Source organism: Streptomyces sp. NPDC006012 (assembly GCF_042871185.1).
Classification (GTDB): domain Bacteria; phylum Actinomycetota; class Actinomycetes; order Streptomycetales; family Streptomycetaceae; genus Streptomyces.
On record NZ_JBIAIE010000015.1, the window covers coordinates 43647 to 59733 of the forward strand.

Here is a 16087-nt window from a genome sequence, read left to right on the forward strand (position 1 = left end):
GGGTTCACGCGGAGTCCGGCGGCCCGAGGACGGCCAGGGTGCCGTGCGCCTGGCGCAGGGCGACCTCCACCGCGGTGGGCGTGTGCAGCGCGCCCGAGCCGTCCGGCGGCACCAGCCACTCCATGAGCCCGGCTGGCCGGTACGGCGGCGGCACCGCGACCCACGCGCCCTTGCTCGCGTGCCGCAGCCCGGCCCCGACCCACCGGCTGCCGGGGTCGGGCGGCAGGAAGAACCCGACCCGGCGGGCTCCCCCGTCGGCGAGCGTGGGGCCCGGCACCGGCAGGGCCGGGCTCCACAGCAGGTCGAGGGCGAGCATGCCCAACTCGTCCGGGACGCTGAGCACATCCCAGTAGCGCCCGGCCTCCAGCAGCGCGACACCGTCGCCCTGGTCCCACTCCCGCTTGCAGGCCCGCGGGTTGCAGGAGGCCGCCGCCAGCCACTCCACGCCCCGCATCCACATCACATCCGCCATCTGCGTCTCCGGATGCCGGGCCATGAGGGGACCGCACGGTACGGCACACCAACCCGGCATATGCATACTCGTAGATATTTCTAGGCAGGGAAGGGGCGGTCTGCCCGGCGATTCAACGAACGAGCCGGTTGACACATGGATCGATCCTCTAGCCGATCGATTCAGTCGCAGATCATTGCTGGAGCGACGAATTCGACCGTTCACTCCCCTTTTTCCGTCGCCTTCTCGTTCGGAGTACGTCATGGACCGCACTCGTCTGCTTCACCTCGTCGCGGCGGGGGCGCGCGGAGGCCCGACGGCGCAGTCCGCGGTCCGAGGCGGTGCGTTCGGGCCGGTCACGGTGCCGGCGCCGCGGTCCCGGATGAACCCGCGCTCACCGACATCGCCGTCGTGCCGCCCGAGCCCGGTGGCCGTCACCGAACTGACGGGCTGAGACCCGCCGTTAAGGTGGGCCCGGAGCCGGGCCGACGGGGGAGAGGACGAACGTGGACGAGATCGACCGGGCCATCCTGCGCGAACTGCAGACCGACGGGCGCATCACGTACGCCGATCTCGGCCCCAAGGTCGGCCTGTCCGCCTCGGCCGCCCGGCAGCGCCTGCAACGGCTCCTGGACTCCCGGGCCGTCCAGGTCGTCGGCGTCACCGACCCGATGACCATGGGCGGCCAGGCCATGGCGCTGCTCGGCATCGGCGTGGACGGCGACCCGCGCGCCGTGGCCGACGCGCTGGCCGGACATCCCGAGGTGGCGTACTCGGTGCTTACCTCCGGCGGTTTCGACCTGTTCGCCGAGGTGGTCAGCGCCGGTCCGAAAGAACTGCTCGACTTCGTCAACGACGTCGTACGGCCGATCGACGGCGTCCGGCAGATCCAGTCGTTCCCCTACTTCGGCATCCACACCCACCGCTTCCTGTGGGACGTGGGCTGAAGGCGCCGGGACGGCGCGTGGACGTCGTACGCCGGGCGCCCGTCCGCCGCCGGAGATGGCCGACGGCGGTCAAGGACGACCAGGGTGGTGTCGCGCCCCACGCCCACGCCACCTCCCGGGCCGCAGGACCCGGCCGTCCACGAGCGGGCCGGGGCCGGGGACCCGCCCCGCCGGAAAAGCGGTGGACGCGGACCGGCGTCCCCCTCTAGCTTCGGTCCCGCACGCCCCAGGCGACCACGGAAGGAGGCGAGTGCCATGCGGTTCACCGACACCCAGTGCTCCCTCCCCGTTGCCCCGGCGTGCCACGTCTGACCTGACCGGGAGCGCTAGCTCATCCACGCATCCCGGAGGAATCCATGACCGATCCGGTCATCCAGACCCTCGACGAGCACACCGTCCACCTCTTCGACACCCTCCCCGACCCGCTGCACATGGCCGAGGCGCACCGGCTCACCCGGCACCGCCCCGAGTGGAAGCGGGTGGCCCTGCGCGACGGCACGGTCGTGGCGCGAGCCGCCTGGTGGGGCGGCCCCGACGACCCCAGGCCCCGCACCGTCGACTGGTTCGACGTGGTCGAGGGCGAGGAGGCGGCGGGGGCCGAACTGCTGCGCACCGCGCCCTGGCCGGTCGCCGACCTGGAGTTCAGCCTGCCGGCCGGCTGGCGGGACGTACCCGCACAGCGGGCCGCCGCCGAAACCCGTTTCGCCGCCGCGCGAGCGGCCGGCCACCGGCACCTGGTGGACCGGTTCGTCTACCGCTGGACACCCCCGTGCGGCCTGCCCCAGCGGCCGGGGCGGCTCGTCCACCGTCCCGAAGCCGACGACGCGGTGTTCTTCGACGCCCTGCGCCGTATCCACTCCGTCACCCTGGACGCCCACGCCCGCAGGGCCGTCGACACGGGCGGAGTGGAGCTGGCCGCCCAGGAGGAGATCGACTTCTTCCGGTGGTGCCCGTCGCCGCGCGAGTGGTGGCAGGTCGCGTACACCCAGCAGGGAGAGCCTGTCGGCATCCACATTCCCGCCCACAACCCGGTACGGCCCTGCATCGGCTTCATCGGCGTCCTGCCGGAACACCGCGGCCACGGCTACGGCTACGACCTGCTCGCCGAGTGCACCCACTTCCTCGCCGAGCGCGGCGCCGACACCATCGCCGCCGCGACCGACCAGGGCAACCTGCCCATGGCCGCGCACTTCGCCCGGGCCGGATACCCCGTCCTGCTGGAACGCGTGCATTTCCAGAACGACACCGGAGCCGTTGTCAGAGGCGAGTGAGAGCCTGACGGCGGGCTGATCGGTGACGGACGGCGGAGGCGGGCATGGGGTTCGACGGCGAGGTCTGGTACGTGCGCAGCGGGGACGAGTCCATCGGCGAGATCCTGATCGACGACGCCGACTTCCCGTGGCTGTCCGGGCGGTTCGACCCCGGCCCCGCCTTCGCCCGGGTCCGCGAGCTGTTCGCCCGCGAACTCGCCCTGGCCGACGCGGACGACGCGGGCCACTGGGAGCAGTGGGAGAGCGTCCAGCGGGAGATCCGCCGACAGGTCACCCTCGTCTCCCCGGACGGCCCGGTCCCCGAGTTCCTGCTGCACATCGCGGGTGACCGGGCCTGGTTCCGGTGGAGCGACGAGCCGTTCGCCGCGCAGGACGGCGGCTAGCCCGGGGCCGGGCCGGTCAGCCGGTCCGCTCGCCCAGCAGGGATTCGGCGGTGGTGAGGATCTCGGTCGCCCGGAGACCGAAGGCGGCGTCGCACGGATGCGGCCGGCCCGTGCGTGCCGCTTCGTGCAGCGCGTCGATCGCCCGGCCGAACGCGGGGAGGCCGCCGTTCGCGCTGCTCGGCAACTCGGTCACGCCGGCCTCGCCGCGCAGCTCGACGGTGGTGCCGGCCGCCGCCACCGGAGCCGTGAGGCTCAGCGTCAGCGTGCTGGAGGCGCCACTGAGGTGATCGAGGACCACATGCGCGGTATCCCCCGGCCCGTGGGCCGCGGCGGTCACCTTCCGTACGTCACCCAGCACCGGCAGCAGCACGGACAGGGCGTGCGGCCCGACGTCCCAGAGTGCACCCTTCTCCCTGCGCCAGGGCGACGCCCCGAACGGGCTGTCGGTCGTGAACACCGAACCCAGCCACTGCGCCCGCGCGGTGAACCAGCCGCCCCTGCCCGACTGTTCCGTGATCCAGGCGTCGACCTCGGGCTGGAACCGGGCGGTGAAGAACACCACGGAGGCGACCCCGGACTCCCGGGCAGCCGCCACGACCGCCGCGCCGTCCGCCACCGTGGTGGCGAGCGGCTTGTCGAGCAGCAGATGGCACCCGGCGCGGGCCGCCCGCGCGGCGAGCGGCGCCTGAACGTCCGGCGGCAGTGCCACGGCGACCGCGTCCGAGTCGGCGAACAGGGCGTCCACATCGTCGTAGGCCCGGGTGCCGTGCTGCCCCGCGAGTTTTGCGGCGGCGTCCGCGCGCCGCCCCCACACTCCGGTGAACTCGACCTCGTCGTGTCCGCTCAGGGCGGGGGCGTGGACCATCTGGGCCCAAGGGCCGGTGCCGAGCAGTCCGATGCGCATCGCGGTGCCTTTCCTGGTTGCCGCACGTGACGACCGGCGTGGATCACCGGCCTCGGGCGAGGGTTTCACAGATCGTCCGATCGTGGGCTGTCACGAGGACCGCCCGGTCCCTAGGATGTGTCCCTTGCGGTCACGGCCGTGCCGACGCGGGTACGCATGGGGGAGCGATGAACACCGGAAACCAGCCGTCGAGGGAGATCGACCCCACGGTGCCGACGGCCGCGCGCATGTACGACCACTACCTCGGCGGCAAGGACAACTACGCGGCCGACCGGGCGGCGTGCGAAGAACTCGACCGGGTGGTGCCCAGCACCCGGCGGCTCGCCGTCAACAACCGCCGCTTCCTGCAGCGCGTCGTGCGGACGCTGGCCCGGGACTACGGCATCCGGCAGTTCCTCGACCACGGGTCCGGTCTGCCCACCCAGGACAACGTGCACCAGGTCGCCCAGTCCGTCGACCCCACGTCCCACGTCGTCTACGTCGACAACGACCCCATGGTGCTGGTTCACGGCCGGGCACTGCTGGAGCAGGACGAGCGCACCGCCGTCATACAGGCGGACATGCGGGACACCGACGGGATCTTCGCGCATCCCGACACCCGGCGGCTCATCGATTTCTCCCAGCCGGTCGCCGTGCTGTTCGTGTCGGTCATGCACTGTCTGCCGGACAGCGACACCGACGGACCGCGGGTCCTGTCCCGCAGGGTGGCCGAACGCCTCGCCCCCGGGAGTTTCCTGGTGATGTGCCAACTGGTCAGCGAGGACCCGGAAGTCCGCAAGTTCGTCACCGACTTCATGGACCAGACCACTCAGGGGAACTGGGGCCGGGTGCGGCAGGAGAAGGACGTCGCCGACCTCTTCGAGGGCCTGGAGATCCTCGAACCGGGCCTCGTCGAGGTGTCGACCTGGCGGCCCGACTCGGAGGTGGCGCCCCGTCAGCTCACCCACGAATGGATCGAGTTCGGCGGCCTGGGCCGCATCGGCTAGGCAGCATCGCGGGAGAAGGGCGGGCGGTGCCCGTGCGGTCCGCCCGGTGCACTCAGGTGCCCGGGTAGCGCCGCGCGACTATTCGGCTCAGCAGGTCGACGGACTGCCGCGGCTGCAACGCTTCGTCGGCGAGCCGGTCCAGAGCGACCCGGTACTCCTCGGTCTCGTCCCGGTCCTCAAGGAAGTGTGCGCTCCTGATGTGTTCCAGATAGACCACATCGGGCAGGTCCGTCCCGCCGAACCGCAGATAGGTGACCGGGATCGCGGGCGCCGAGGCGTTCGTCACGTCCAGCGGGACGATCTGCAGGGTGACATGGGGCCGCTGGGCCATCCGCAGCAGGTGCTCCAACTGCTCGCGCATCACCTCGGGGCCGCCGAGGACGCGCAGCAGCACCGACTCATCGATGATCACCCATAACTGGGGCGCGTCCGCACGTTCCAGCAACTCCGCCCGGTGCATGCGCAGTTCCACTCGCCGGCGCACCTCGATCTCGGACGCGGTGGGAAGGCCCCGCTGCATCACCGCGCGGGCATAGGCAGGGGTCTGCAACAGGCCGGGAACGTACTGGATCTCGAACGTACGGATCGCGGCGGCGGCCTCCTGCAGGCCGACCAGCCGGTCGAACCACTCCGGCATCAGCCGCTTGTCGTACCGCTGCCACCAGCCTGGCTCCCCGGCCCGTCGCGCCAGCCTGAGCAGCACCGAAGCCTCATACGTGTCCGTGCCGTACAACGTCAGCAGGGCTTGGACATCGGCCTCGGACGGAGGCCGTCGGCCCTTGCCCGCCTCGATGCGGGACAACTTCGCCGCGCTGAAACCGAGCGCACGTGCCGCCTGGTCCTGGGCGAGCCCCGCGTCCTCGCGGAACCCCGCCAACTGGACGCCGACCAGCATCTTCAGCAAAGTCGGGGCAGGCTCGGACCGGTCCAGATAGGGTTTCAGGCGTGAGACGCGAGGAGACTCGGCTGACATCCATGCTCCCGGCAGACCGGCGGCGGAGACCGCCACAGTAGCGCAGGCGGCACCCCGGGCCCATGTTCACGACATATGTGGGACGCCCGGTTCCGCGCGAAGGTGTGCTGCCGGGAGCGCCTACAGCAGGTGGTCGAAATCGCCGTCCTTCGCGCCCGCCAGGAAGGCCGCCATCTCCGCGGGCGTGTAGACGAGCGCGGGTCCGTCGGGATCGCGGGAGTTGCGGACCGCGACGTCCCCGTCGGGCAGCGCGGCGAACTCCACGCAGTTGCCCTCGGCATTGCTGTGCCTGCTCTTGATCCACCGTGCGTCCAGCGAGCTGGCGCGCACCCCGTTCGGCACTGATGACACCACAGCCTCCTTGCGTGTTCACATCCCCGCGGCGGGGCCGGTGGCTCGCGGGCCGCGAGGACGCCGGGAGGGTCCCCGGTCTCCTACCCACTTTTCGCGCAATTTCTCGTGCAATTGCATCCGGGCGTTGTTGACGTGGATAATAACTAGGACGTCAACACCCTTGCCCTCGTTGTTGTCAGACCGTTGATCAGGGAGATGTGGTGTCCTCGCCTGCGCCCCGGACCGACCTTTCCAGCCCCTGGCGGACCGAACCTGTGCCACGACCGCTGCGGGCGGCCAATGCCGCGCCGCTGACGAGTCTCCGAGAGGTGCCCTGGCACGAGATCAAGGACTCCACCGGGTCCGCCGACGGCATCCCGGCACTGCTGCACCTCATCGCCCGCGGCGACCACGACCGGGCCCGGCAGGCGCTCGGCCAACTGCGGGAGCGGATCTGCCAGTACGGCTTCGTGGTGGAGCAGGCCACGGCCGCCACCGTGCCCTTCCTCTGGGAACTGGCCCAACTGCCGCACATCGGCTGCCGTGCGCAGATCATCGAGCTCCTCGGCAGCATCGCGGCGGCCCGGCAGTGGGAGGACACCGCGGCCGTCTATCCCAAGCTGCTCAACCACCCACAGAACCACGTGGTCTGGGAGCGCGAGGCCCGCGAGGCGGTGCACGCCCGCAAGGGCCTCATCCGCCACCTGGTGCCGGGCGGCAACCCCGAGATCGCCCGTGCCGCCAGGGAACTCGCCCGCACTCTGGGGGAGTAGCCGCCATCCTGCCCGCCGTATCCGGCCCGCGAGCACTGGGCTTCCGCGGACGGAAGACGTAGCTCCCGGCAGCCGGGTGGAGACCGCGCGCCCCTCAACCGGTCACTGTGGGTGAGGTCGGGAGCGGTGCGATACGGAGATCGGCGGGCACGAGGAACTCCTGCACCGGGGCGGCGTCCACGCCGCGCTGCGTCGCGGACAGGTCGCCCGACCGCGCGCGGAGGGGCGGATGGGGGGTGAGGTGCGCCCCGGAAAGCCATGAAGGGGAATGAACTCCTGTTTCCTGGGCATACGCAGCGCATAAAGCGAGAAAGGGGCATACACGTGCCGGTCCTGGACCCCATGGTCGTCAGACAGCTGCTGACCCGCTATGCGTCGTTGCGGATCGCCCAGGCGGAACGGCCGACTCCGTCGGCGGCGCGCGAACTGGCCGACGTGAGCCGCAGCCTGTGCGCGGCCACGGGCACCGCGAACGTCCGCGATGCCATCACCCGGGCCGATGCCCTGCTCTCCCGGGCCCGCCGGGACGGCGACGAGAACGGACTTCCGCTCGCTGGATGACGACGGCGGCAGCCGCCCGTCGCCGCCCCCACACATCGCACGCTGTCAAGTCCTGTCCCGAAGTTCTCCCACCTGCGGCGCGGTTGCTTAGACTCCTCGTCTGTGCCCATGTCCATGGGCCGGGCTCGAAAGGCGCTTTGACGGGTGTTCCAGGATTCCCCCATCTACGACCGGCTCGTCGCGGAACGCGGCGATGTACCCGCAGGAGTGCGGAGAGAGGCCGACCGCCTGCGCAGGGAAGTGGAGGCGGTCATACCGCCGCCGCGGTCGCCGGGGGTGCCCGGTGGCCTGCCGGCGGCGCCCCCGGGCCAGCCCGGGCAGTGGCAGCGGGTGCATCAGCTGCCGGGTGCCGGGGCGCCCTGAGTCCGGTGGCGGGTACAGAGGGAGCCTGTGCCGCCGGGGTGAACCGGGGCCGTGCCACGCAGAGGCCGTCACCGGTCCGGCCCCCGGGTCTCACCGGCCGCCGAGCGCGCCTCGCCGTGCGGGCTCGCCAGCCACTGCGCGATGGAGCGGGCGATGGGCTGGTCGGTGTCCATCTCGACGAAGCCGAACTGGCCCGACTGGTTGCACTCCAGGAACCACCAGACCCCCTCCGTGTCCTCGGCGAAGTCGAACGCCCCGTAGGCGAGTTCGGCCTGCCGCAGATAGGTGTGGACGGCCGTCGCGACCTGCGGCGGCACCGTCACCGGACCCCACGGGGACAGGGACGGGGCGAACCTGACGTCCACGTCGTCCGGGTCGGCGTCCGGCTCGACCGCCTTGCGGGCGGCGAACAGCCGGTGGCCGACGGCGGTCAGCCGGATGTCCGCCCGCTTCGGCACCCGTCGCTGCAACAGGGTCGGACCGAACGCGACGGCCGAGAAGTCGGTGTCCGGCGCGACCCTGCTGGTCGGCACGGCCCGCGGCGGTTCCTGGGGGTGCGTGCCGGAGACCGGTTTGACCACGAGGTCCGGGAAGCGTTCCGAGAACTCCCGGGCGGCCTGCGGGAACGTCGTGATCAGGGTGGCGGGCACGGGCAGCCCGCTGCGCTGGGCGAGCCTCAGCTGCCACGGCTTGTGGCGGGCCCGCTGGGCGGCGTCGGGATGGTTCATCCAGCGTGCGTCGGTGCAGCGCAGCAGGCCGTACAGCGCTTGGGACGCCTCCTCGGACAGCCAGGCGGACGGCTGGGCGGCCCGGGCGGCCGGTACACCCGGTCTGCGCACCCAGACGGAGCGCAGAGTGCTCATGCTCACCAGACGGTCCGCGACGGACAGGTGGCCGTGGCTGACGCCCTGCACGTACTCGCTGGACAGGGCGACCCGGCTGGGGAGATCCGCTGGATCGAGACGCACGACGGGCACGCCGGCCTCGTTGAGCCGGAGGACCACCATGTCCGCCGTGACGTCCTCTTCGCTGGTCAGGATGAGTACGGTCATTGTGGGGGCTCGTGGTCAGTCGTCGAAGTGCGTCTTGGAGCCGGCGGTGGAGGTCGTGGTCCCCAGCGCTCTGAGTGTCGCGTGGTCGGCCGCGGCGATCCGGCCATCGGGGAGCACGTTCAACTGCAGTCCGGAGTCGTACATGTACTCATGGGTGATGTCCAACTGAACTGCCGGTCGGGCGTAGTTGAGCGTGAATGGTTGCATGGTCTCTCCCTGTTTCGGCTTCCATGCACTTATACGATTCGAACGCCTGGTTGGTTTCCTTACTCTCCGTGATCTCGGTCCCCATTAAGGACGTATTGAGGAAATAACGGAGTGTTGTTCCGCTGGCGGCCCGAAGAACGCACATCCATCCGGCACATGGCGACAAGGGGAGCCTTCCCCGTGCGAACCGGGTCAGGCCGTCAGGATCGTCGAGCACCTGGTCCAGCTACGGGCAGCCGAACGGCCGGAGCATCGCCGGGCCTCTCTCGCGATGCCCGCCGGCCGTGGCAGCTGCTCGTAGATCCGCTTCGGCGGGCCGGTCTCCGCCCGGCCGCCAGTGCCGTCGTCGGCGGTGTGCCGCAGGCAGCGGAGCGCCCGGCGCTCGGCGTACCAGGCCGGCCGGCGCCGGGGACGCCGCGCATCGGAGCGAGCCCGATGTACGCGCCCCCGCGACCGCCGGGCGGCGGGGAACCGAGGGCGGGGACGCCGCCGCCCCTGGTCCCTCACCGCTCAGCGCCCTGCGCTCCAGCGCATCCCCGGTGATCAGCTGCCCCAGGTTCCCTGGTCGACGGCGCAGTTCCAGCCGTTTCCCGTCAGGGTGAACCTCGCCTTGTAGGTGCGGGTGTCGAGCAGGCGGGTGCGGACCGTGACGCCGAGGCTCGCCTTCTTCTTCAGCGTCGTCGTCCGGACCGACACCGTCCTCGACGTCTTGTGGCCGATCCTGCCGCCCTTGGCCTTCGCCGATCCGAAGCGGATGTTCTTGACGTTCGTGACGGTGAACGTGACCTTCGTGAAGCTTCTCGTGGTGCTCTTGTTCTTGATCCCGAAATACAGGCCGCCGCCGGTCACCCAGCCGTGCGTGTCGACGGAGAACCGGGACGGATACATGATGGCGAGCGGGCAGTTGGAACTCTGGGCGGTGGGCTGCTGCGCGGAGGCTGCCTGGGGCAGGCCGAGTTGAGCGGCGGTGAGGAGTCCGGTCGTGGTCAGGACCGTGACGCCCGTACGGATGCGGTTCACGCGGTCTTACCTCCCCCTGGCCCTCGACGGGCCGACAAAAAATTGTTAGCACGTGTTCGCGCACAGCAGCACGCGGAGAGCGGCATTCCGCGCATCGGTGACAGAATCCGAACAAATGCGAGCCGGTCCCTGACCCGGGCCGAGTGGGTTTGCCGAACCGGCAACACCACTCGGCCCAGCGGACCCCTCTCCCGCATGCTCGATCAAGCAATCCCGATCGCCCTTGGGAGGAACCATGGCGCAGACCAATGCCTCGGACGGTGTCCACCGACTGGTGCCGTCCCCGGCGGGCCGGATCCACCTGGTGGAACAGGGGACCGGACCGCTGGTGCTCCTCGTGCACGGATTCCCGGAATCCTGGTACTCGTGGCGCCGTCAGCTGCCCGCGCTGGCCGCCGCCGGATACCGGGCCGTGGCCATCGACGTGCGCGGCTACGGCCGCTCCTCCAAACCCGCCGAGACCGGCGCCTACCGGATGCTCGAACTGGTGGCGGACAACGTCGCCGTGGTGGAGGCGCTGGGCGAGCGGTCCGCGGTGATCGTCGGACACGACTGGGGCGCCACCATCGCCGCGACCTCCGCCCTGGTCCGGCCCGACGTCTTCGGCGCCGTCGGTCTGCTCAGCGTCCCCTACACCCCGCCCGGCGGACCGAGGCCCAGCGAGGTCTTCGCGGGGATGGGCGGCCCGGAGGAGTTCTACGTCTCCTACTTCCAGGAGCCGGGCCGCGCGGAAGCGGAGATCGAACCCGATGTCCGCGGCTGGCTGGCGGGGTTCTACGCCGCCCTGTCCGCCGACACCATGCCCGCAGCCGGGGCACCGGATCCGCACTTCGTCGGCGCGGGCGGCCGGCTGCGCGACCGCTTTCCTTCCGGTCGGCTGCCCGCCTGGCTCGGCGAGGACGACCTCGATGTCTACGCGGCGGAGTTCGAGCGCACCGGCCTGACCGGCGCGCTGAACCGCTACCGCACCATGGACCGGGACTGGGCCGACCTCGCGGATTTCCACGGTGCGCCGGTCACCCAGCCGTCGATCTTCGTCGGCGGTGGCCTGGACGCCTCCACCACCTGGCTCGCCGACGCGATCGAGGCGTACCCCGCCACCCTGCCCGGACTGACCGCCTCCCATCTGCTCGACGGCTGCGGTCACTGGATCCAGCAGGAACGCCCCGAGCAGGTCAACGCCCTGCTGACCGACTGGCTGACGAAAGTGGCCCCGCGCCGGTGACCAGGGCGGTGCCGCACCGCCGGGGCCGTCCCAGGCGGTGCGGGCGCGAGTAACACGGTGCTTGCTCCGGTGAGAGGGTCACGCGTGTCTGGCGTCCCCGACCGGGCCCGGGCCCGGCCGGGGACGTGCTCCCGTCCAGGACGGGTCGGCTGCGCGCAGGCGTGTCGTGGCATGGACCGCCGCAGGGGCCGCGGGGCGGGCAGCGCGCCTCAGGTCCGGGTCAGGGCTGGGTGAACCATGGTCCATGGGGCAGACGTCCTTCGGCCGAGTGGGGGATGGACCGATCGGGGTGCGGGGCCGACAGAGCACCGGAGTCCGGGGCCGTGGTCAGCTCGGCCCACACGACGCGTCCGGACCGGTGGGCGTCGGCGACACCCCAGTCACAGCTGAGTGCTTCGACGAGGAGGAGTCCGCGCCCGTTCTGGTCGTCCGGGTCGGGTCGCCGGGGCGTGGGCTGCACGGCGGCACGGTTCTGGTCCTCGACCTCTATGCGGAGCCGGCCCGCGGTACTGCGCAGCCGGCAGGCGACCCGCTCGCTGGCCGAATGGTTGACCGCGTTGGTGACCAGTTCGGAGGTCACGATGACGGCGTTGTCCAGGACGTCGTCACCGATGCCCCACCCGGACAGCAGTCTGCGCACGGCTCTGCGGGCCGCGCCGACCGATTCCGGGGCCGCGGGCAGGTCGAACGCGTCGAGCCGGCCGGCCGGCTGAGCCCCGGGGGCGAGAGGGCCGGGGCCGTCGGGCCCGGGGAGTCGACCGGCGTGCTCGCCTCCGGGTGGTCTGGTGGAAGTCGGCGACAGAGCCGAGCAGCACGGCCGGTCCGCTCCGTACGGGCCGGCGTATTTCTCGCTGCTCGGCACCAGGCCGGGCCGCCGGCTCCCGGGCGGCCCGTCGGGGGATCGGTCGTCGGACAGTCGGTCCAGCGGCTGGGGGAAGGAGGGCGGAGTCATCGCCGTACGCCTTTCGTCCGGCCTCGCAGAGTGGGGGGTGTCGGTCTCACCTCGGCCGGCCGCGCACGACGAACAGGCGGCAACCCGGGCCCGGGGGCGCACGGGTGCAGCCCGATGTCCCCCAACTGGGCTGTCTCGCCTGCTCTTTCGTAGAGCCGGGTCGGTACGCCCACTCTGGCATCTGCCAACATCCGTTCGCAACCAGCAAGTTGAAATTTTCAAGTGGTCACGTGCATGCTGCATACGTCAACGGATGACCGGATGAGGTGCCCTGATCGACTGCGTGAGACTGTGACCCTGGAACCTGGTGTGAGGGGGAAGGCGTGGCCGCGGAGACCGACTGGGGCGGTGTCCCTTCCGTCCTTCGCATGATCCTCGGCAGGCAACTGGAGGAACTGCGCGTCCGGGCCGGCCTGACGTACGACCAGGCGGGCGCGGCCATCGGGGTCAGCCACTCCACCATCCGCCGGATGGAGGCCGCGAAGGTGGCCCGGCTGCGGCTGGCCGACGCCGAGAAACTGCTGCAGATCTACGGCGTGACGGACGCCGCGGAGGTGGCCACCTTCCTGCAGTCCGCGCGCGAGGCCAACAAACGCGGCTGGTGGCACACCTACCGCGACGTCATGCCGGACTGGTTCGCCGCCTATCTGAGCCTGGAGCAGGCCGCACTGCAGATCCGCGCCTACGAGAACGAGTTCGTCCACGGGCTGCTGCAGACACCCGAGTACGCGCGCGCCCTGCTGACCGCCGGCAATCCGCACGCCCCGGAGGAGGCCACGGAGCGGCGGATCGCGCTGCGCCTGCGGCGCCAGGAACTCCTCACGCGCGAGGCGCCGCCGCGGCTGTGGGTCGTGATGGACGAGACGGTGCTGCGCTGGCCGGTCGGCGGTTCCCCGGTGATGCGCGCGCAGATCGACCACCTGATCGAGGTCAACCGGTTGCCGCAGGTGACCGTGCAGATCATGCCGTTCGCCGGCGGTCCGCATCCCGCCATGCGGGCCGGTGCGTACCACCTCTTCCGGTTCCGGGCACGCGAACTCCCGGACGTCGTCTACCTCAACGGCCTGGTGGGCGCGGTCTACCTGGACAAGGCCGACGACGTCGTGGTGTACCGCGAGGCCCTGGACCGGTTGGGCGCCCAGGCGGCGCCCGCCAGAAAGACCGAATCCGTCCTCGGTGCGATACGGAAGGAGTTCTGACGTGTGCGATCCCCTACACAACGGCATGCCGTCCCGTGAACTCGGCACGTGTGGCTGGTCCAAGCCGTGGAGCGACGACGCCGGCGGCGCCTGCGTCGAAGTGAAGCGGCTCGCCGACGGGCGCGTCGCCGTACGCCAGTCGACCGACCCCGACGGCCCGGCGCTGGTCTTCACCCCGCGGGAGGTGACCAGCTTCCTGACCGGTGTGAAGGCGGGTGCCGCCGACTTCCTCCTGTGAACCGCCCTGTTATCGCTGTTGTTCCACCGACCCCTCTGCATCCCCGACTCGAATGGGAGACACGGCGTTGCCCGAACACGGATGGCCGGCCGAGCGCATCGACACCGAGAACGCCCACTCCGCGCGGATCTACGACTACATACTGGGCGGCAAGGACTACTACCCGGCGGACAAGGAGGCGGGCGACGCCATGTCCCGGGAGTGGCCCGCCCTGCCCGTCCACATGCGCGCCAACCGGGACTGGATGAACCGGGCCGTGCGCTGGCTCGCCGAGGAGGCGGGCATACGCCAGTTCCTGGACGTCGGGACCGGGATCCCGACCTCTCCGAACCTCCACGAGATCGCCCAGGCGGTGTCCCCTGAGGCACGGGTCGTCTACGTGGACAACGACCCCATCGTGCTCACCCTCTCCCAGGGCCTGCTGGCCAGCACCCCCGAGGGCAGGACGGCGTACATCGAGGCCGATTTCCGCGACCCGGCCGCCATCCTGGACGCTCCGGAGCTGCGCGAGACGCTCGACCTCGGCAGGCCGGTGGCGCTCACGGTGATCGCCATCGTCCACTTCATGCTCGACGAGGACGACGCGGTCGCCGTCGTACGCCGTCTCCTGGAGCCGCTGCCCCCCGGCAGCTACCTGGCGATGTCCATCGGCACCGCCGAGTTCGCGCCCGAGGAGGTGGGCCGCGTCGCCCGCGAGTACGCGGCCCGCAACATGCCGATGCGGCTGCGCACCCTCGACGAGGCCCACGAGTTCTTCGACGGCCTCGACCTGGTCGAGCCGGGCGTCGTCCAGGTCCACAAGTGGCATCCGGACGGCACGGGCGAGAAGGGCATCCGCGACGAGGACATCGGGATGTACGGGGCGGTGGCCCGCAAGCCGTGACCAGGCGGGGCCGGGGTGCCGCCGGGCCCCGGTCCTGGCACGCCTTTTCGCCCGTCCCCCGCCGGCTCCCGGGTGCGCCGGGCCGGTCACCCGGTGGGGGAGCCGGGCCGGATGCTGAGGCGCAGCGCGTCCGTGGCGATGATCCGCCCGTGGTGCCGTCCGTGCTCGGCGGAGGTGCGCTGCAGGGCGACCAGTGCGGCGTCGTCGTTGAGGAGCCCGCCGGTATGGGCGACCAGATCGCGCCGGACCCGCTGGACGAGGGTGTCGGGCGGCGCGTCGGTCCACCGGGCGATGCGCTCGGCCAGCGGGTAGAACCGGCCGCCGGCGTCGCGGGCCTCGATGACGCCGTCCGTGTAGAGCAGCAGCGTGTCGCCCGGCTCGAAGGGCGCCTCGTACAGCACCCGCTCGCCCGGCCGGGTGGGCTGGACCCCCAAGGGGGGAGAGGGATGAAGGGCCGGCACGGTGAGCGTGCGGCCCTGGCTGACCAGCAGCGGCGGCGGGTGGCCGCAGGAGGCCAACCGGACGATCGGTCGGCCGTCGGGGATCTCCACCAGCAGGGCGGTCGCGAAGCGCTCGCCGGCCTCCTCGGGCGGCTCGAAGTCGGCGGTGTGGCGCTGCACGCTCTGCTCCAGGGCTTCGGCCAGGTCCGTCAGCGCCGGGCTCCGGGGCGCGGCCTCCCGGAACGCCCCCAGCAGGGTGGCCGCCTCACCGACCGCGGGCAGCCCCTTGCCGCGCACGTCACCGATCAGTACGCGTACGCCGTCGAAGGCCCGGGTGGCCGCGTACAGGTCGCCGCCGATCTGGGCCTCGTCCTCGGCGGCCAGGTACAGGGAGGCGATCCGTACGAACCCCAGCTGGTCCGGCAGGGGCCACATCAGGACGCGCTGCGCGGCCTCGGCCACCGAACGGATCCGGGCGAGCTGGGCGCGCTTGCGGTCCCGGATCGCGCAGTAGAGCACGACCAGCACGGACAGCACCGAGAGGGTGATGATCTGCACGATGTTGTTGGCGGTGGGCAGCCCGCCGCGCACCGTACCCATGACGGTCTGCGCCGCCACGGTGAGCGCCCCGACCGCCCCTGTCGTGCGCGGGCCGGCGAAGGAGGCGGTGAGCGCCGGGGCGATGACCAGGGCGGGCCCCAGATGGATGTCCTCGGCGGCCTGGGTGTCCACCACCGTGATCGCGGCGATGAGCGCGAGCGGGAGCACCAGCAGCATCTGACTCGACTGCCATGACTGCCTCAGACCCGCCCCGCCCTGCCGGTCACTCATGACATCAAGCCTGCCCCACCCCCGGGCGGTCGGCCATCGTGGCCCGGCGAAAGGATCTGCCGGATCCAGCACCGGTACCGCCCGGTCCGCGCGGT

20 protein-coding genes are annotated in these 16087 nt (G+C 71.5%); 11 read left to right on the forward strand and 9 right to left on the reverse strand.

Features of this window, described 5'->3' with window-relative positions; translation table 11 throughout:
• Window positions 1-4 precede the first annotated feature (4 nt).
• Window positions 5-472 carry a hypothetical protein gene (locus ACFYPJ_RS24245; protein ID WP_389021181.1) on the reverse strand — a complete coding sequence of 156 codons (468 nt, stop codon included), beginning with the start codon at window positions 470-472 and terminating at the stop codon, window positions 5-7.
• Window positions 473-957: 485 nt separating this feature from the next.
• On the opposite strand from ACFYPJ_RS24245, the gene ACFYPJ_RS24250 reads away from it, so the two are divergent.
• The 3 genes from ACFYPJ_RS24250 to ACFYPJ_RS24260 all read left to right on the forward strand — a co-directional run bounded on the left by ACFYPJ_RS24250 (window position 958) and on the right by ACFYPJ_RS24260 (window position 3052).
• Window positions 958-1398 (forward strand): Lrp/AsnC family transcriptional regulator, encoded by a 441-nt coding sequence (locus ACFYPJ_RS24250; RefSeq protein WP_389020806.1) that lies wholly within the window; start codon window positions 958-960, stop codon window positions 1396-1398.
• A 356-nt stretch (window positions 1399-1754) separates the two neighbouring features.
• Window positions 1755-2669 (forward strand): GNAT family N-acetyltransferase, encoded by a 915-nt coding sequence (locus ACFYPJ_RS24255; protein WP_389020808.1) that lies wholly within the window; start codon window positions 1755-1757, stop codon window positions 2667-2669.
• 44 nt (window positions 2670-2713) lie between these two features.
• Window positions 2714-3052: a hypothetical protein gene (locus ACFYPJ_RS24260; protein ID WP_389020811.1), complete on the forward strand. Its 339-nt coding sequence runs from the start codon at window positions 2714-2716 to the stop codon at window positions 3050-3052.
• Between the two features lie 16 nt (window positions 3053-3068).
• On the opposite strand, the gene ACFYPJ_RS24265 is transcribed toward ACFYPJ_RS24260, so the two are convergent.
• Window positions 3069-3956 (reverse strand): Gfo/Idh/MocA family protein, encoded by an 888-nt coding sequence (locus ACFYPJ_RS24265; RefSeq protein WP_389020814.1) that lies wholly within the window; start codon window positions 3954-3956, stop codon window positions 3069-3071.
• Between the two features lie 167 nt (window positions 3957-4123).
• On the opposite strand from ACFYPJ_RS24265, the gene ACFYPJ_RS24270 reads away from it, so the two are divergent.
• Window positions 4124-4942, forward strand: a complete 819-nt coding sequence (locus ACFYPJ_RS24270; protein WP_389020817.1) for an SAM-dependent methyltransferase — start codon at window positions 4124-4126, stop codon at window positions 4940-4942.
• 52 nt (window positions 4943-4994) lie between these two features.
• Here ACFYPJ_RS24270 and ACFYPJ_RS24275 read toward each other — a convergent pair whose 3' ends face one another.
• Together ACFYPJ_RS24275 and ACFYPJ_RS24280 are read right to left on the reverse strand one after the other, a co-directional pair.
• On the reverse strand, window positions 4995-5915 hold the full coding sequence (locus ACFYPJ_RS24275) for a helix-turn-helix domain-containing protein (RefSeq protein WP_389020819.1): 921 nt from the start codon (window positions 5913-5915) through the stop codon (window positions 4995-4997).
• Window positions 5916-6035: 120 nt separating this feature from the next.
• The gene (locus ACFYPJ_RS24280; protein ID WP_389020821.1) at window positions 6036-6266 is read right to left on the reverse strand and encodes a DUF397 domain-containing protein; all 231 of its coding nucleotides are present in this window, start codon (window positions 6264-6266) and stop codon (window positions 6036-6038) included.
• 311 nt (window positions 6267-6577) lie between these two features.
• Between ACFYPJ_RS24280 and ACFYPJ_RS24285 the strand changes: the two genes are divergently transcribed.
• The 3 genes from ACFYPJ_RS24285 to ACFYPJ_RS24295 all read left to right on the forward strand — a co-directional run bounded on the left by ACFYPJ_RS24285 (window position 6578) and on the right by ACFYPJ_RS24295 (window position 7945).
• A complete protein-coding gene (locus tag ACFYPJ_RS24285) occupies window positions 6578-7021 on the forward strand; it encodes a hypothetical protein (RefSeq protein WP_389020824.1) in 444 nt (147 codons plus the stop codon).
• A gap of 324 nt (window positions 7022-7345) precedes the next feature.
• Entirely contained in the window at window positions 7346-7582 is a 237-nt protein-coding gene (locus ACFYPJ_RS24290; protein WP_389020826.1) for a DUF5133 domain-containing protein, read from the forward strand.
• 144 nt (window positions 7583-7726) lie between these two features.
• Window positions 7727-7945: a hypothetical protein gene (locus ACFYPJ_RS24295; RefSeq protein WP_389020828.1), complete on the forward strand. Its 219-nt coding sequence runs from the start codon at window positions 7727-7729 to the stop codon at window positions 7943-7945.
• A 68-nt stretch (window positions 7946-8013) separates the two neighbouring features.
• On the opposite strand, the gene tgmB is transcribed toward ACFYPJ_RS24295, so the two are convergent.
• The 3 genes from tgmB to ACFYPJ_RS24310 form a co-directional block, all read right to left on the reverse strand.
• Entirely contained in the window at window positions 8014-8997 is a 984-nt protein-coding gene (gene tgmB, locus ACFYPJ_RS24300; RefSeq protein ID WP_389020831.1) for an ATP-grasp ribosomal peptide maturase, read from the reverse strand.
• Between the two features lie 15 nt (window positions 8998-9012).
• The gene (gene tgmA, locus ACFYPJ_RS24305; RefSeq protein ID WP_389020833.1) at window positions 9013-9204 is read right to left on the reverse strand and encodes a putative ATP-grasp-modified RiPP; all 192 of its coding nucleotides are present in this window, start codon (window positions 9202-9204) and stop codon (window positions 9013-9015) included.
• 543 nt (window positions 9205-9747) lie between these two features.
• Window positions 9748-10224 carry a hypothetical protein gene (locus ACFYPJ_RS24310; protein ID WP_389020836.1) on the reverse strand — a complete coding sequence of 159 codons (477 nt, stop codon included), beginning with the start codon at window positions 10222-10224 and terminating at the stop codon, window positions 9748-9750.
• Between the two features lie 235 nt (window positions 10225-10459).
• Between ACFYPJ_RS24310 and ACFYPJ_RS24315 the strand changes: the two genes are divergently transcribed.
• Entirely contained in the window at window positions 10460-11449 is a 990-nt protein-coding gene (locus ACFYPJ_RS24315; RefSeq protein WP_389020839.1) for an alpha/beta fold hydrolase, read from the forward strand.
• 220 nt (window positions 11450-11669) lie between these two features.
• On the opposite strand, the gene ACFYPJ_RS24320 is transcribed toward ACFYPJ_RS24315, so the two are convergent.
• On the reverse strand, window positions 11670-12401 hold the full coding sequence (locus tag ACFYPJ_RS24320; protein WP_389020842.1) for an ATP-binding protein: 732 nt from the start codon (window positions 12399-12401) through the stop codon (window positions 11670-11672).
• 323 nt (window positions 12402-12724) lie between these two features.
• Here ACFYPJ_RS24320 and ACFYPJ_RS24325 point away from each other — a divergent pair, with 323 nt between their 5' ends.
• The 3 genes from ACFYPJ_RS24325 (at window position 12725) to ACFYPJ_RS24335 (ending at window position 14721) form a co-directional block, all read left to right on the forward strand.
• Complete coding sequence (locus tag ACFYPJ_RS24325; protein ID WP_389020845.1) at window positions 12725-13600, forward strand: helix-turn-helix domain-containing protein; 876 nt, start codon at window positions 12725-12727, stop codon at window positions 13598-13600.
• 25 nt (window positions 13601-13625) lie between these two features.
• Window positions 13626-13838, forward strand: a complete 213-nt coding sequence (locus ACFYPJ_RS24330) for a DUF397 domain-containing protein (RefSeq protein WP_389021184.1) — start codon at window positions 13626-13628, stop codon at window positions 13836-13838.
• A 67-nt stretch (window positions 13839-13905) separates the two neighbouring features.
• On the forward strand, window positions 13906-14721 hold the full coding sequence (locus ACFYPJ_RS24335; RefSeq protein WP_389020848.1) for an SAM-dependent methyltransferase: 816 nt from the start codon (window positions 13906-13908) through the stop codon (window positions 14719-14721).
• Between the two features lie 86 nt (window positions 14722-14807).
• Here the strand turns inward: ACFYPJ_RS24335 and ACFYPJ_RS24340 are convergent, their stop codons facing one another.
• The gene (locus tag ACFYPJ_RS24340) at window positions 14808-15992 is read right to left on the reverse strand and encodes a PP2C family protein-serine/threonine phosphatase (protein ID WP_389020851.1); all 1185 of its coding nucleotides are present in this window, start codon (window positions 15990-15992) and stop codon (window positions 14808-14810) included.
• Between the last annotated feature and the right edge of the window lie 95 nt (window positions 15993-16087).